Source organism: Ensifer sp. YR511 (assembly GCF_900103045.1).
In the GTDB taxonomy this organism is placed as follows: Bacteria; Pseudomonadota; Alphaproteobacteria; order Rhizobiales; family Rhizobiaceae; genus Ensifer; species Ensifer adhaerens.
Map to the genome: position 1 here is coordinate 354701 of NZ_FNGR01000004.1, position 14386 is coordinate 369086.

A 14386-nucleotide genomic window follows, 5' to 3' on the forward strand; every position below is an offset into this window, starting at 1 on the left:
GGGTGCTGCCGCCTCGCCCACGAGCCGGGAGGGCTCCCGTTGAACATCCATCAGCCGCGCGCCGATATCGCGGAAACCACGCTCGCCATCGTCGAGGAGCTGAAGCGGCTGGAAGGCCCCTTGCTGCCGATCCTGCACGAGCTGCAGGAAGAGTTCGGCTATGTGCCGCAGGAATGTCTTCCGGTGATTGCCCGCGAACTCAACCTCTCGCGCGCCGAAGTCTATGGGGTGATGAGCTTCTACCATGATTTCCGCGAGCACCCCGCCGGGCGCCACGTGCTGAAGCTCTGTCGCGCCGAAGCCTGTCAGTCGATGGGCGGCGACCAGCTGGCCGAGCGCGCGAAGCGGCTGCTCGGCATCGATTTTCACCAGACGACCCCGGATGGCGCGGTGACGCTGGAGCCGGTCTACTGTCTCGGGCTCTGTTCCTGCGCACCCTCCGCCATGCTGGACGGAGAAGTGCATGCCCGGGTCGATGCCGCCGATCTCGAAGCGCTCGTTCAGGAGGCGCGTCGATGACCGCAAAGATCTACATTCCGCGGGACGCCGCGGCCGTGGCGCTCGGCGCCGACAAGGTAGCCAAGGCAATGGCCGAGGCGATCGGCGCACGCGGCCTCGACGCCACGATTGTGCGCAACGGTTCGCGCGGCATGCATTGGCTGGAGCCGCTGATCGAGGTGGAAACGGCTGACGGCCGTGTTGCCTATGGCCCGGTCAAGGCACGTGACGTTTCCTCGCTGCTCGATGCCGCCCTGCTCGACGGCGGCGATCATGCACTCTGTCTCGGGAAGACCGAGGAGATCCCCTTCCTGAAGCAGCAGACGCGGCTGACCTTTGCCCGCTGCGGTATCATCGATCCGCTTTCGCTCGACGATTACCAGGCCCATGGCGGACTCGCCGGTCTGCGCAATGCCATTGCCATGGCGCCGCAGGACATTGTCGCGCAGGTGACCGAAAGCGGCCTTCGCGGCCGTGGCGGCGCAGGCTTTCCGACCGGCATCAAGTGGAAGACCGTTCTCGATGCGGCGGGTGATCGGAAGTACATCGTCTGCAACGCCGACGAGGGCGATAGCGGCACCTTTGCCGACCGGATGATCATGGAAGGCGATCCCTTCGTGCTGATCGAGGGCATGGCGATCGCCGGCATCGCGACCGGCGCGACCAAGGGCTTCATTTACACCCGCTCCGAATACCCGCATGCGATCGCGGCGATGGCTGAGGCGATCGAGATCGCCCGCAAGGCCGGCGTGCTCGGCACCTCGGTGCTCGGTTCCGGTCGGGCCTTCGATATGGAAGTGCGCGAGGGCGCAGGTGCCTATGTCTGCGGCGAGGAAACGGCGCTGCTCAATAGCCTCGAAGGCAAACGCGGCATCGTGCGGGCCAAGCCGCCGCTTCCCGCGCACAAGGGCCTCTTCGACTGTCCGACCGTGATCAACAACGTGATCTCGCTCGCCTCCGTCCCCATCATCATGGACAAGGGCGCCGCCTATTACCGCGACTTCGGCATGGGCCGGTCGCGCGGCACGATCCCGATCCAGATCGCCGGCAACGTCAAGCATGCCGGTCTCTACGAAACCGCCTTCGGCCTGGCGCTCGGCGAGATCATCGATCACATCGGCGGCGGCACGGCGAGTGGCCGGCCGGTCAAGGCCGTGCAGGTCGGCGGTCCGCTCGGCGCCTATTTTCCCCGTGCCCTGTTCGATACGCCGTTCGACTACGAAGCCTTTGCCGCGCGTGACGGTCTGATCGGCCATGCCGGCATCGTCGTCTTCGACGACACCGTCGACATGCTGCACCAGGCGCGCTTTGCGATGGAATTCTGCGCGGTAGAAAGCTGCGGCAAGTGCACGCCCTGCCGCATCGGTTCGACGCGCGGTGTCGAGGTGACCGACAGGATCGCCGCTGGCATCGAGCCGGAGAAGAACCGCGAACTGCTCGCCGATCTTTGCAACACGATGAAGTTCGGTTCGCTCTGCGCCCTTAGCGGCTTCACGCCCTATCCGGTCATGAGCGCCATGACCCATTTCCCGGATGATTTTCAGCCGGCACCGCGCGTTCAAGCGGCGGAGTGAGGAAAAGACCATGTCTCTCATTCATGAAATCGACTACGGCACTCCGGCCTCCAAGTCCGAAAAACTGGTGACGCTGACGATCGACGGACGCGAGGTCACCGTGCCCGAGGGCACTTCGATCATGCGCGCGGCGATGGATGCCGGCATAGAAGTGCCGAAGCTCTGCGCTTCCGACATGATGGATGCCTTCGGCTCCTGCCGGCTCTGTCTCGTCGAGATCAAGGGACGCGCCGGCATGCCGGCCTCCTGCACTACGCCGGTTGCAGCCGGTATCGAGGTCTCCACCCAGACGCCGCGGCTGAAGGACGTGCGCCGCGGGGTGATGGAGCTCTACATTTCCGACCACCCTCTCGACTGTCTGACCTGTGCTGCCAATGGCGATTGCGAGCTGCAGGACATGGCCGGCGCAGTCGGCCTGCGCGACGTGCGCTACGGCTATGAGGGCGAGAACCACGTCACGGCGCGCAACAATGGCGAGATCAACGCCAAGTGGATGCCGAAGGACGAGTCCAATCCCTATTTCACCTACGATCCGGCCAAATGCATCGTCTGCTCGCGCTGTGTGCGCGCCTGCGAGGAAGTGCAGGGCACCTTCGCGCTGACGATCGGCGGCCGCGGTTTCGACAGCCGCGTTTCGGCCGGGATGGCGGAAGACTTCATGTCGTCGGAATGCGTCTCCTGCGGCGCCTGCGTCCAGGCCTGCCCGACGGCGACGCTCATCGAAAAGTCGGTGATCGAGATCGGCCAGCCCGAACATTCCGAAGTGACGACCTGCGCCTATTGCGGCGTCGGCTGCTCGTTCAAGGCGGAAATGCGCGGCGAGGAACTGGTGCGTATGGTGCCGTGGAAGGATGGCCAGGCCAACCGCGGCCATTCCTGCGTCAAGGGCCGCTTCGCTTACGGCTATTCCAACCACAAGGACCGCATCCTCAACCCGATGATCCGCGAGAAGATCTCCGATCCCTGGCGCGAGGTCACCTGGGAGGAGGCTTACGCGCATGTGGCCTCCGAGTTCCGGCGGATCCAGTATCAGTACGGCCGCGATTCCGTCGGCGGCATCACCTCGTCGCGCTGCACCAATGAAGAGACCTATCTGGTGCAGAAGCTGGTGCGCGCCGGCTTCGGCAACAACAATGTCGATACCTGCGCCCGCGTCTGCCATTCGCCGACCGGCTACGGCCTCGGCCAGGCCTTCGGCACCTCGGCCGGTACGCAGAACTTCGACAGTGTCGAGTTCACCGACGTCGCCGTCATCATCGGCGCCAACCCGACCGACGGCCATCCGGTCTTCGGTTCGCGACTGAAGAAGCGGCTGCGCGAAGGCGCCAAGCTGATCGTCATCGATCCGCGCCGCACCGACATCGTGCGCTCGCCGCACGTGGAGGCCGCCTATCACCTGCCGCTGCAGCCCGGCACCAACGTCGCGATCCTGACCTCGATCGCCCATGTGATCGTCACCGAAGGCCTCGCCAACGAACAGTTCATCCGCGAGCGCTGCGACTGGTCGGAGTACGAGGATTGGGCCGCCTTCGTGGCCGAGCCCTACCATAGCCCGGAGGCGACCGAAGCCTATACCGGCGTGCCGGCCGATCTCGTGCGGGGCGCGGCCAGGCTCTATGCCACCGGCGGCAACGGCGCGATCTATTACGGTCTCGGCGTCACCGAGCACAGCCAGGGATCGACGACGGTCATGGCGATCGCCAACCTCGCCATGGTCACCGGCAATATCGGCCGGCCGGGCGTCGGCGTGAACCCGTTGCGCGGCCAGAACAACGTGCAGGGTTCCTGCGACATGGGTTCGTTCCCGCACGAGCTGCCGGGCTACCGTCACATCTCCGACGATGCCACCCGCGAGACCTTCGAGAAGCTCTGGGGCGTCGAGATCTCCAACGAGCCGGGCCTGCGCATCCCCAACATGCTCGATGCCGCGGTCGACGGCACCTTCAAGGCGCTCTACATCCAGGGCGAGGACATCCTGCAGTCCGACCCGGACACCAAGCATGTGGCAGCCGGCCTCGCCGCGATGGAATGCGTCGTCGTGCACGACCTGTTCCTGAACGAAACGGCCAACTACGCACACGTCTTCCTGCCCGGTTCGACCTTCCTCGAAAAAGACGGCACCTTCACCAATGCCGAGCGCCGCATTAACCGCGTGCGCAAGGTGATGACGCCGAAGAACGGTTATGCCGACTGGGAGGTCACGCAGAAGCTCGCCCAGGCCATGGGCCTCAACTGGAACTACCGCCATCCGTCCGAGATCATGGACGAGATCGCCGCGACGACGCCGAGCTTCGCGCTGGTTTCCTACGATTATCTCGAAAAGATGGGCTCGGTGCAGTGGCCCTGCAACGAGGCGCATCCCGAGGGTTCGCCGATCATGCATATCGACGGTTTCGTGCGTGGCAAAGGCAAGTTCATCCGCACCGAATATGTGGCGACGGATGAACGCACGGGCCCGCGCTTCCCGCTGCTTTTGACGACCGGCCGCATCCTTAGCCAGTACAATGTCGGCGCCCAGACGCGACGCACCGACAACGTCGTCTGGCATGCGGAAGACCGGCTGGAGATCCACCCGCACGACGCCGAGCAGCGCGGCATCCGTGATGGCGACTGGATCCGGCTCGCAAGCCGCGCCGGCGAGACGACCCTGCGTTCGCTGATCACCGATCGCGTCGCGCCCGGCGTCGTCTACACCACCTTCCACCACCCGACGACGCAGGCAAACGTCATCACCACCGACTTCTCCGACTGGGCCACCAACTGCCCGGAATACAAGGTGACGGCGGTGCAAGTGATGCCGTCGAACGGCCCGTCGGACTGGCAGGTCGACTATGACGAGCAGGCCCGCCAGTCGCGCCGGATTTCCGGCAAGCTGGAGGCGGCGGAGTAATGCCTTTCGCTGCGACCGATCATGGCGACGTTTAGGACATCCAAGACCGTTCCCGAGGCTGCCCGCCGCAACGGCGCGCTTCGGGACGGTGCGCGCGCCGTGCCGGAGGAGACGCCGGTCGCCTTCAGCTATGGTGGTTCGACCCATGCGGTGATGATGGCCACGCCCGGTGATCTCGAGGATTTCGCCGTCGGCTTCAGCCTGACCGAAGGCATCATTACCGATCCCGGCCAGATCGAAACGGTCGAGGTCGTCTCCGAGACGGTCGCCGGCAATCTCGGCATCGACTTGCAGATCGTGCTTCAGGACGAAGAGAACGACATGCTGCGTCAACGCCGACGGCACATGGCGGGGCCGGTCGGTTGCGGCCTTTGCGGCATCGAATCGATCGAGCAGGCGGTACGGCCGACGCCGGACGTTTCCCGTTCGAGACTGACGTTGTCGCAGGAGGACGTGGTTTCGGCCGTAGCGCTGCTCAATGGCCAGCAGCCGCTGCATTTCGAAACGCGCGCCGTGCACGGTGCCGCCTTCTATGTGCCGGGCCGAGGGCTGATCGCGGTGCGTGAGGATGTCGGCCGCCACAATGCGCTCGACAAGCTGGTGGGTGCCGCCGCACGCGCCGGCTTCAAGGGCAGCGAGGGCGCCGTGGTCGTCACCAGTCGGGTGTCCGTCGAGATGGTGCAGAAGACGGCGGTCGTCGGCAGCCCTGTGATCATCGCCATTTCGGCGCCGACGGCGCTTGCCATCCGCACGGCGGAAGCTGCGTGCATGACGCTGATTGCGCTCGTGCGCGGCGACGAATTCGAGATTTTCACCCATGCCGAACGTATCAAGTCCGGAGCTGCCGTCGATGTCGCATGACAATACCAACGCCAAGCTGATCTATATGGCGAACCAGATCGCCACCTTCTTCAAGAGCCAGCCTGAGAGCGAGGCGGCGCAGGGCGTTGCCACCCATATCAACAAGTACTGGGAGCCGCGCATGCGGCGCAAATTGTTCGAGCATATCGACAATGGCGGCGAGGGGCTGACGCCGCTGGTGCTGGAGGCGGCCGCAAAGATCAAACGTCCGGAAGCGGCCTAGCCTGCATTCCTTACCCGCCAGCGCTTTCTGCGCGCTCATCGAGAGTGTTTTCCTAAGCGGGCACTCTCCTGAAAAGATTTAAGGGAAGGCGGCTACCGGTCGCCGCCTTCCCCATTCCCGAGCGCGGGGTGCAGGGATGTGCGCTCAGAAATTCTGCCAGCCATCCGCAGCCGGTGCCGCGGCGAGGCTTGTTCGTTGTCCGCCGCGCATGGCGCGGGCGGTGGCATGCAGGCGTGATGGCTGCGCGCGATCTTCGAGGTGGCGGTTCGCGTCGACGACCTGGGCCTGCTCGCCGTAGCGGAACTGGCGGAGCAGTTCGTGCAGGGCTTCGGCCTCGCGGGCCATGGCGTGGCTTGCGGCCGTGCTTTCCTCGACCATCGCGGCGTTCTGCTGGGTCGCCTGGTCCATCGAGTTGACCGCCTGGTTGATCTCCTTGAGGCCGGTCGACTGTTCCCGTGCCGCCTCCACGATCGCCGAGACGTTGGCGTTGATCTCCTGGACCTGGACGAGGATTTCCTCAAGCGCCGCCCCGGTCTGGCCGACCAGCGACACGCCGTTCTTGACGTGTTCGGTCGAGGTGCCGATCAGCGACTTGATGTCCTTGGCGGCACTGGCGGAGCGTTGGGCCAGCTCACGCACTTCCTGGGCGACGACGGCGAAGCCCTTGCCGGCTTCACCGGCGCGCGCCGCCTCGACGCCGGCGTTCAGCGCCAAAAGGTTCGTCTGGAAGGCGATGTCGTCGATCACGCCGATGATGTTGGAGATTTCGCGTGACGACTGTTCGATCTGGTCCATGGCGCCGATCGCGCTCTTGACCACATTGCCGGAGCGTTCGGCACCGGCCTTGGTCTTGCCGACCAGGCCTCCGGCCTCCTCGGCGCGGCGGCTGGAGTCCGAGACGGTCGTGGTGATCTCGTCGAGCGCTGCGGCGGTCTCTTCCACGGAAGCGGCCTGTTGCTCGGTGCGCTTCGACAGGTCGTCGGCGGCAGCCCGGATCTCGCGGGCGCCGGAGGCGATCGCGCTGGCATTGTCGCCGACGGTTCGCATCGCCCCGCGCAGCTTTGCGGTGGCATCGTTGAAGTCGATCCGCACCGCTTCCATGCTTGGTACGAAGGGCGTGTCGAGGTTGCGCGTCAGATCGCCTTCGGCGAGCGCCCGCAGGCCCGCGCCGAGGCTGTTGATGGCGCTCATGCGCTCGCTGACATCGGTCGCGAACTTGACGACCTTGTAGACCTTGCCGCTGAAGTCGCGGATCGGGTTATAGGCCGCCTGGATCCAGATCTCCTTGCCACCCTTGCCGTAGCGCACGAACTCGTTGGAGAAAAACTCGCCGGCGGCGAGCCGCTTCCAGAAGTCGGCATATTCGGCGGTGCGGGCATAGTTGGGCTCGCAGAACATGCTGTGGTGCTTGCCCTGGATTTCCTGGAGGCTGTAGCCGAGCGCGGCGCAGAAGTTTTCGTTGGCGGTCAGGATCTCGCCCGATGGGGTGAATTCGATTACAGCCTGGGAGCGGGAGATCGCGTCGAGCTTGCCGGCATCTTCCGTGGCCCTTGCCTTGGCGGCAGTAATGTCGTTTGCGAACTTGACCACCTTGTAGGGCTTGCCGCCCCGAAGCACCGGGTTGTAAGTCGCCTGGATCCAGATTTCGCGGCCGCCCTTGGCGACACGCTTGTAGGCATTGGCGTCGAATTCGCCGCGGCCGAGCCGGGCCCAGAAGTCGCGGTATTCCTGCGTCTGGGCGTAGTCGGCGGGGCAGAACATGCGGTGGTGCTGCCCGACGATTTCGCTGAGGTTGTAACCGAGTGCCTGGCAGAAATTCTCATTGGCGGTCAGGATCTTGCCGGTCAGGTCGAACTGGATGATAGCCTGCGACTTCGATAGCGCGGCGATGATCTGGTTCGCGTCTGCAATTTTTCCGAGAGCGAACATTGTAACCCTCTTCTCGTTTGTTGGCTCAAGCCGGGGGCTTCGTGCCTTCTTTGACAGGGTTTGCGGAGCCGAAGCGGCGCAAACTCCCGGACTAAGACAAATGCCGGCCTGCCGAAACATGTCTGGTCGTCCCGCGCCGGCCCACCGGGTCAGCGATTTAGTGCTTCGTGAGGGGAGTTCGAACTGGCGGGCTTCATGCCCAGGCGCCGTGTTTATGCAATCTAGGTTAGTGATAGGACTATTAAGCAGGTGTTAAAATAGCAACTATCAAATTTCAGTTGTAAGAACTCGTAGATCCCAATTTTAGTTGAATTAGTTTCTCCTGTTTTTCTAAAGTATTGCCCTCCGGCTGAGCAAATAACCAACAAAAAAGCCGCCCGACGAGACGTCGGACGGCCTTGAATATCGCTGAGCTGTTGCTTTAGGCGGCCAGTTCCTCGACCTCGCGTTCCTTGAACATGCGGGCAAGGTTCAGGAAGCAGATCATGCCGGTTTCGTTGGCGATGATGCCTTCGGCGAAGCTTTTGTCGAAGGAGGCGGTCACTTCCGGCACCGGCTGCACCTGGCTGCCCTGGACCGTGAGGATATCCGACACGCGGTCGACGACGAGGCCGATGACCATGTTGTGCACTTCGGCGACGACGATGGCGCTGCGCTCGTTGGCGGTGGTCGATTTCATGCCGAGCTTGTGGGCGAGGTCGATGATCGGGATCACCGTGCCGCGCAGGTTCATGACGCCGATCACTTCCGGCGGCGAATGCGGGATAGGCGTCGAGGGCGCCCAGCCGCGGATTTCACGGATCGTCGTCGTCTTGACGCAGAATTCCTGATCGTGGAGGCGGAACGCAATGATTTCCAGCGTCTCGCCGTCGAACCCGGCCGTCCTGAGTGTGCTTGTCATCGAAGGTCCTTCCAGCTTTCCGGTCGACGCCTCTGGGCGCGACACCGCCAAACTCCAGATCTCTCCGCATGGCTGACGGCGCATCAGGCGCGGTCAATGATCCGTAAAGGAGAGATCCTTCCAGTCCGCCGATCACATCCGGCAGGGCGCAGCTGCATCATGCGCGGAGGAACCGCTTTGCGCTTTGGGAAAGGACTATAGGCCGGGATTCGTTAAGACTTGCTTTTGCAAGTGCTTACGAAGATCTCGCCCCGGGCGTGACCCCGGGGCGGAAGCGATTTGCGATCAAGCGGAGGCGAGAACCCTGGCAAATTGTTCGACCGCCCAATCCACCTGCTCGGCGGTGATGACGAGCGGCGGCGCGATGCGGATCGTGTCGCCGTGGGTGTCCTTGGCAAGGATGCCGAGCTGCTTCAGCGCTTCGCAATACTTGCGCGCGCCGCCGGCTTCCGGCACCAGTTCCACCGCCAGCATCAGGCCGCGACCGCGCACGTCCTTGATGATGTTGGAACGGATGTCGGTGAGGCCCTTCTGGAAGCGCTCGCCCATCTTTGCCGAGTTCTCGATCATGCCTTCCTCGGTCAGCGCCTTCAGCGCCGCGCGGGCAATGGCGCAGGCAAGCGGGTTGCCGCCGAAGGTCGAGCCGTGCTGGCCGGGCTTCAAGACGCCGAGCACTTCGGAATTCGAAAGCACCGCCGAGACCGGATAAAAGCCGCCGGACAGAGCCTTGCCGATCAGTGTCACGTCGGCTTCGATCGCCTCATGCTCTTCGGCAAGCAGCTTGCCGGTGCGGCCAAGCCCGGTCTGGATCTCGTCGAGGATCAGCGTGATGCCGTGCTTGGTGCAGAGCTCGCGCACCGTCGTGAAGTAGCCGACCGGCGGGACGATGACACCGGCTTCGCCCTGGATCGGCTCGACCAGGAAGGCGACCGTGTTTTCGTTGATCGCCGCACGGAAGGCGTCGATGTCACCGAAGGGTACGACCTTGAAGCCCGGCGCAAACGGGCCGAAGCCGGTGCGGGCATCCGGATCGGTCGAGAAACCGACGATGCCCATGGTGCGGCCGTGGAAGTTGTTGGAGCAGACGATGATCTCGGCCTTGTTCTCGGCCACGCCCTTGACCTCGTAGCCCCACTTGCGCACGGCCTTGACGGCGGTCTCGACGGCTTCGGCGCCAGAGTTCATCGGCAGCACCTTGTGCGAGCCGGTCAGCGCAGCGATCTCTTCGTAGAAATGCGCCAGCTGATCGTTGCGGAAGGCGCGGGAGGTCAGCGTCAGCTTCTGCGCCTGCTCCATCATCGCCTTCAGGATCTTCGGGTGGCAATGGCCCTGGTTCACGGCAGAATAGGCCGAGAGACAGTCGAGGTAGCGGTTGCCTTCCATATCCCAGACATAGACACCTTCGCCGCGCGAAAGCACCACGTCGAGCGGCTTGTAGTTATGGGCGCCAAGCCGGTATTCGGTTTCGATCAGGGCAGCCGTCGTGTTCATATATCGTCCTCCGGTGTTTCTTTGTCTGAGCGGGATGAGGAAAAGTGTGCGCGGTTTTCCGCCTGCATCCCGCTTAGACTTATGAGAGCCGTTCACGCTTATGATCTTGGATCCAGTCGACCCAAGATCTCCGTGATCTAGGCGCTGCGGGTCGGCCGGTCGAGGACGCGGCGGCCGAAGAGGCTCGCCGTCAGTTCGACCAGGATGCGCGCGCTCTTGCCGCGATCGTCGAGGAAGGGGTTGAGCTCGACGACGTCGAGCGAGGAAACGAGCCCGCTTTCCCAGAGCACTTCCATGATCAGGTGCGCCTCGCGGAAGGTGGCGCCGCCCGGAACGGTGGTGCCGACGCCGGGCGCCAGTTCCGGATCCATGAAATCGACATCGAGGCTGACATGCAGCAGGCCATTGGCGGCGCGGACCTCTTCGAGGATCTGGCGCATGATGTGAGCCATGCCGAGTTCGTCGACGGCGCGCATGTCGAAGACGCGCACGCCATGTTCTGTGATCTCTTCGCGCTCGCGGTCGTCGACCGAGCGGATACCGACCTGGAAGACCTTCTTCGGATCGACGAGAGGACGGTCGGACGGCAGGATCGGGGCGAATTCGGCCTGGCCGCAGAAGAAGGCGACCGGCATGCCGTGCATGTTGCCGGAGGGCGAGGTCGACGGCGAGTTGAAGTCGGCATGGGCGTCGAGCCAGAGCACGAACAGCGGCCGGCCGACGTCTGCGGCATAGCGCGCCATGCCGGAGACGCTGCCCATCGAAAGCGCATGGTCGCCACCCAGAATGATCGGGAAATGGCCCTTGCGCACGGTGTCGTGCACGGAATCATGCAGGGCGCGGGCGAAGGCTGCGACGATCTGCAGGTTGTTGGCGCCGGGATGGTTGGCGAGATCGCGCGCCGGCAGCGGCTTGACGTCGCCTTCGTCGTGAACCGTATGGCCGAGATCGCGCAGCACCGTATCGATGCCGGCGATGCGCAGAGCCGTCGGGCCCATGGCCGCGCCGCGTCGTCCAGAACCTTCCTCGATGGGTGCGCCGATCAGCGTGATGGTCGTCATGTCCGCCCGATTCCTTTTCAAGATAATTCCCATGTGATCCCGTCCGGGATGTGTGGATTATGGCCAAAATGGGCGTCAGCAAAAAGATGGAAAACTGCCGATTAGTGAGCTAGTTTCGACAGATTGCTAAGTCCGATTTTACAAAGTGGCAGACTATGGATGATCTCGACCAGGCGCTGATAAGCGCTCTGCGCCAGAATGCGCGCATTCCCGTTTCGACGCTATCGGAAATGACGGGCGTGTCGCGGGCGACGGTGGCGGCCCGTATCGACAGGCTGGTCGCCAATGGTACGATCGCTGCCTTCACCATCCGCACCGGTGCCGAAATCCCGACCTCCGGGGTGCGCGCCGTGGTCATGATCGAGGTGCACGGCAAGATGGCCGATCGTGTCGCCGAGCAATTGCGCGGACTGCCGCAGGTGCGGGCGCTGCACAGCACCAATGGCCGCTGGGACTTCATCGCCGAGCTTCAGGACCGCGATCTCGTCTCTTTCGACGAAACGCTGCGGCGCATCCGCCTGATCGACGGCATCACCGTTACGGAGACGAATATCCTGTTGAAAACCAGCAAGATGACCGGCGCGTTCTGAGCATTTCTGGCCGCCCGAAGCGGTGAGGAAAATGCCTCTCAGAGTCGAATTGTTCTTGATTTGTTCTCGTATTTCGCTATGATGGCCGCCTCACCCAAGATGGAGGATGTCATGGTTGCCAATGGCGGCAGGCTTGCCGATCGGCAGATCTGTGTGAAGCTGTTCGTCAGGCATGGCGACGAGGATCGCGCCATCGCCTTCTATCGCGAAGCACTCGGCGCCGAACTGCTGCAAAGGCATGAATGGCCGAGCGGCATTCTGACGAGTGCGGATCTGAGGATCGGGGAATCGGTGTTCCGTATTGCCGGGGCCAATCCGCGCCGCGATGCGGAACCCAAGCTTGGCGGGCCGCGCTCGCCGCATGCGCTCGGCACCACGGCGGTGATCCTGGAGCTGCATGTGCGCGACGTCGATCGCGTCATCGGCCGAGCGATCGGCGCAGGCGCAAGCCTTCGCAATGCGGCCGAAACCTTGTCGACGGGCGATCGCGTCGGCGCCTTCATCGACCCCTTCGGCCACATCTGGGCGTTGTTCAACGCTATGGAAGATGCCGACGTCGTCGATCTGAGCATCGAGGCCCGCAACGCCGCCTGAGACGTTGCGGGCCTTTCGCTACCCGGGCATGTGCTCTGGGTGGATTTTATGCCTGCTGCCTGACGATCAGAAGAACTCGTCGAGCAGGCAGTAGAAGTCACGTTTCTCCGAATCGTCCTTGTCGAGGCCATAGCGGGTCAGAAACGGCTGAACCCACTCCTCGCCGAGATTGTGGACGATGCTGCGGCAGGCAAGAGCGATGTCCTGGTAGGGGTCGGCGACGCCCAGCCGGCTGCAATCGATGAAGCCGGAAAACCGGCCGTTCTTCTCGATGATGTTCGGCAGGCAGGCGTCGCCATGGGTGACGACGAGTTCACCGGGTTGGGGCACGTGCGCCTGCAGTTCGGCAAAGAGATCCGCCGCCGTTCGGCCGAGCCGCGTCTCGTCAAAGTCGCTTTCATCGATCACGCCTGCCTGGGTGCGCGCCTTCGCGATGGCGATGCGCTCTTCGATCCGGTGATCGAAGGGGCAGTTGGCGATATCCAGCGCATGCAGTTGCTTCAGCGCGTCCGCGAGGATGACGATCTGGTCCTTGGGCGAGAGCGTCGTGGAGGCGAGGTCCGTCCCTTGCACTGCTTGCAGCAGCAGCCAGTTCGTCTCCGCGCCGAAGGCACGAGCGATCACCCGCGGGCAGGGCAAGTCCTTTGATGCCAGCCAATCAAGCCGCGCCGCCTCGTCGACGAACTCGCTGAACGGGCCGGCTTCCTCGAGCTTCAGCACCAGCATGGGTCGATCGGGCGCCTTCAGAAGAAAGATGCTCGAGTCGGATTGCCCGAGCAGATCACGGTTCCACTGATAGCCAGCGACAAGAGGGCGGAATGGTTCGGGCAGTTCGGGACGCGGAAAAGAAGAGGGCAAGGCAATCACCTGAAAAAAGGAATGAAACAACGGGGCGCGCGGTCGCGCCTGGATGCCGATGTAGGTTTGGCAAAGTGGCATTTCCACGGAGCGGTCCCGCAAGTTTTGACGGCGCGTGCCGGTAAATCGCCTTTCACGGTGCGTCTTCGCCAAATCTCCATCAAAGCTTCGCAAAGCCCGCTCGGCTCGACCGCAAAGTCACCTTTTTAGAAGTGTTTCGAAGAGGTGCTCATGGGCGTGAACCACAATGAACTGCTGTCGGCGGCCGAATGCGCCGACCGTCTTGGCCTTACCATCCGCGCTCTCAAGGTCTATGAGGACCGCGGCCTGATCACGCCGCGGCGGACGGAGAAGAAGTGGCGGCTCTATGGTGCGGTCGAAATCGCGCGGCTGACCGAAATCATGGCTTTGAGGCGGCTTGGCCTTAGCCTCACCCGGATTACCGAAATGCTCGCCGGTACTGCGCCGGCCCTCGGACAAACGCTAGCCGTCCAGCAATCGGCGTTCTTGGACCTGCGCGACCGTGTCGAACACAGCCTGTCCTTGATCGATGCGGCGCTCCAGAAGATCGAGCGCGGCGATGCCCTGTCGATCGACGAACTCCTCATGCTCGCCCGAAAAACCGAGATGACCGGCCTGTCGCCTGACGCCGTCGCATGGAACCGCTACGAGCTGACGCGCCCACGCCGCGAGGTCTCCTTCGTCCCCGAGAATGGCTGGGCCTGAAACAGGCGCAAGAAGGGCAGCGCGCTCCGCGCCGATGACATGCGACCGATCACGGCTTCAGGCGCCGCCGGTGCCTCCAAAGGACCATAGTGAGTTTGCTGTCGAGCGGGCAACACAGGGGCTCTGGAGCCGGTGGATCGCGATCGACCCACCGGCTTCCTTGTGATGCGGGCGGGACAGGCGTGTTTAC

General features: G+C 63.5%; 13 protein-coding genes. 8 read left to right on the forward strand and 5 right to left on the reverse strand.

What is annotated here, in order from left to right; translation table 11 throughout:
- The first annotated feature begins 39 nt into the window (after positions 1–39).
- The 5 genes from BLU15_RS11190 to BLU15_RS11210 are packed head-to-tail and all read left to right on the forward strand — an operon-like array spanning position 40 to position 6046.
- Positions 40–519 (forward strand): formate dehydrogenase subunit gamma, encoded by a 480-nt coding sequence (locus BLU15_RS11190; RefSeq protein ID WP_060586415.1) that lies wholly within the window; start codon positions 40–42, stop codon positions 517–519.
- Positions 516–2072 (forward strand): formate dehydrogenase beta subunit, encoded by a 1557-nt coding sequence (locus BLU15_RS11195; protein ID WP_090295368.1) that lies wholly within the window; start codon positions 516–518, stop codon positions 2070–2072. Before BLU15_RS11190 ends, BLU15_RS11195 begins: the two co-directional genes overlap by 4 nt.
- 10 nt (positions 2073–2082) lie before the next feature.
- Positions 2083–4962 carry a formate dehydrogenase subunit alpha gene (gene fdhF / locus BLU15_RS11200; RefSeq protein WP_034802427.1) on the forward strand — a complete coding sequence of 960 codons (2880 nt, stop codon included), beginning with the start codon at positions 2083–2085 and terminating at the stop codon, positions 4960–4962.
- 21 nt (positions 4963–4983) lie between these two features.
- Complete coding sequence (fdhD, locus tag BLU15_RS11205) at positions 4984–5823, forward strand: formate dehydrogenase accessory sulfurtransferase FdhD (protein ID WP_090295371.1); 840 nt, start codon at positions 4984–4986, stop codon at positions 5821–5823.
- Complete coding sequence (locus tag BLU15_RS11210; protein ID WP_034802422.1) at positions 5813–6046, forward strand: formate dehydrogenase subunit delta; 234 nt, start codon at positions 5813–5815, stop codon at positions 6044–6046. The genes fdhD and BLU15_RS11210 overlap by 11 nt, the downstream gene beginning before the upstream one ends.
- A gap of 144 nt (positions 6047–6190) precedes the next feature.
- Here BLU15_RS11210 and BLU15_RS11215 read toward each other — a convergent pair whose 3' ends face one another.
- From BLU15_RS11215 to rocF, 4 genes are all read right to left on the reverse strand, one after another.
- Positions 6191–7975, reverse strand: a complete 1785-nt coding sequence (locus BLU15_RS11215) for a methyl-accepting chemotaxis protein (protein ID WP_090295374.1) — start codon at positions 7973–7975, stop codon at positions 6191–6193.
- Between the two features lie 421 nt (positions 7976–8396).
- Positions 8397–8876, reverse strand: coding sequence for a chemotaxis protein CheW (locus BLU15_RS11220; RefSeq protein WP_034803080.1), 480 nt, complete (start codon positions 8874–8876; stop codon positions 8397–8399).
- 285 nt (positions 8877–9161) lie between these two features.
- Positions 9162–10367, reverse strand: coding sequence for an ornithine--oxo-acid transaminase (gene rocD, locus BLU15_RS11225; protein ID WP_090295376.1), 1206 nt, complete (start codon positions 10365–10367; stop codon positions 9162–9164).
- A gap of 137 nt (positions 10368–10504) precedes the next feature.
- Positions 10505–11428 carry an arginase gene (gene rocF / locus BLU15_RS11230; RefSeq protein ID WP_060582860.1) on the reverse strand — a complete coding sequence of 308 codons (924 nt, stop codon included), beginning with the start codon at positions 11426–11428 and terminating at the stop codon, positions 10505–10507.
- Positions 11429–11583: 155 nt separating this feature from the next.
- On the opposite strand from rocF, the gene BLU15_RS11235 reads away from it, so the two are divergent.
- Together BLU15_RS11235 and BLU15_RS11240 are read left to right on the forward strand one after the other, a co-directional pair.
- Positions 11584–12018, forward strand: a complete 435-nt coding sequence (locus BLU15_RS11235; protein ID WP_034802411.1) for an Lrp/AsnC family transcriptional regulator — start codon at positions 11584–11586, stop codon at positions 12016–12018.
- Positions 12019–12129: 111 nt separating this feature from the next.
- On the forward strand, positions 12130–12612 hold the full coding sequence (locus tag BLU15_RS11240; RefSeq protein WP_034802409.1) for a VOC family protein: 483 nt from the start codon (positions 12130–12132) through the stop codon (positions 12610–12612).
- A 66-nt stretch (positions 12613–12678) separates the two neighbouring features.
- On the opposite strand, the gene BLU15_RS11245 is transcribed toward BLU15_RS11240, so the two are convergent.
- Positions 12679–13470, reverse strand: a complete 792-nt coding sequence (locus tag BLU15_RS11245; protein WP_244546729.1) for an APH(3') family aminoglycoside O-phosphotransferase — start codon at positions 13468–13470, stop codon at positions 12679–12681.
- A gap of 231 nt (positions 13471–13701) precedes the next feature.
- On the opposite strand from BLU15_RS11245, the gene BLU15_RS11250 reads away from it, so the two are divergent.
- Positions 13702–14196, forward strand: a complete 495-nt coding sequence (locus BLU15_RS11250; RefSeq protein ID WP_051659627.1) for a MerR family transcriptional regulator — start codon at positions 13702–13704, stop codon at positions 14194–14196.
- Positions 14197–14386: the final 190 nt, after the last annotated feature.

Coding starts and splice junctions, on each gene's coding strand:
- BLU15_RS11250 (WP_051659627.1), top strand. CDS start 13,702: ATGGGCGTGAACCACAATGAACTGCTGTCGGCGGCCGAATGCGCCGAC.
- fdhD (WP_090295371.1), top strand. CDS start 4,984: ATGGCGACGTTTAGGACATCCAAGACCGTTCCCGAGGCTGCCCGCCGC.
- BLU15_RS11210 (WP_034802422.1), top strand. CDS start 5,813: ATGTCGCATGACAATACCAACGCCAAGCTGATCTATATGGCGAACCAG.
- BLU15_RS11235 (WP_034802411.1), top strand. CDS start 11,584: ATGGATGATCTCGACCAGGCGCTGATAAGCGCTCTGCGCCAGAATGCG.
- BLU15_RS11215 (WP_090295374.1), bottom strand. CDS start 7,975: ATGTTCGCTCTCGGAAAAATTGCAGACGCGAACCAGATCATCGCCGCG.
- rocD (WP_090295376.1), bottom strand. CDS start 10,367: ATGAACACGACGGCTGCCCTGATCGAAACCGAATACCGGCTTGGCGCC.
- BLU15_RS11240 (WP_034802409.1), top strand. CDS start 12,130: ATGGTTGCCAATGGCGGCAGGCTTGCCGATCGGCAGATCTGTGTGAAG.
- BLU15_RS11220 (WP_034803080.1), bottom strand. CDS start 8,876: ATGACAAGCACACTCAGGACGGCCGGGTTCGACGGCGAGACGCTGGAA.
- BLU15_RS11195 (WP_090295368.1), top strand. CDS start 516: ATGACCGCAAAGATCTACATTCCGCGGGACGCCGCGGCCGTGGCGCTC.
- fdhF (WP_034802427.1), top strand. CDS start 2,083: ATGTCTCTCATTCATGAAATCGACTACGGCACTCCGGCCTCCAAGTCC.
- rocF (WP_060582860.1), bottom strand. CDS start 11,428: ATGACGACCATCACGCTGATCGGCGCACCCATCGAGGAAGGTTCTGGA.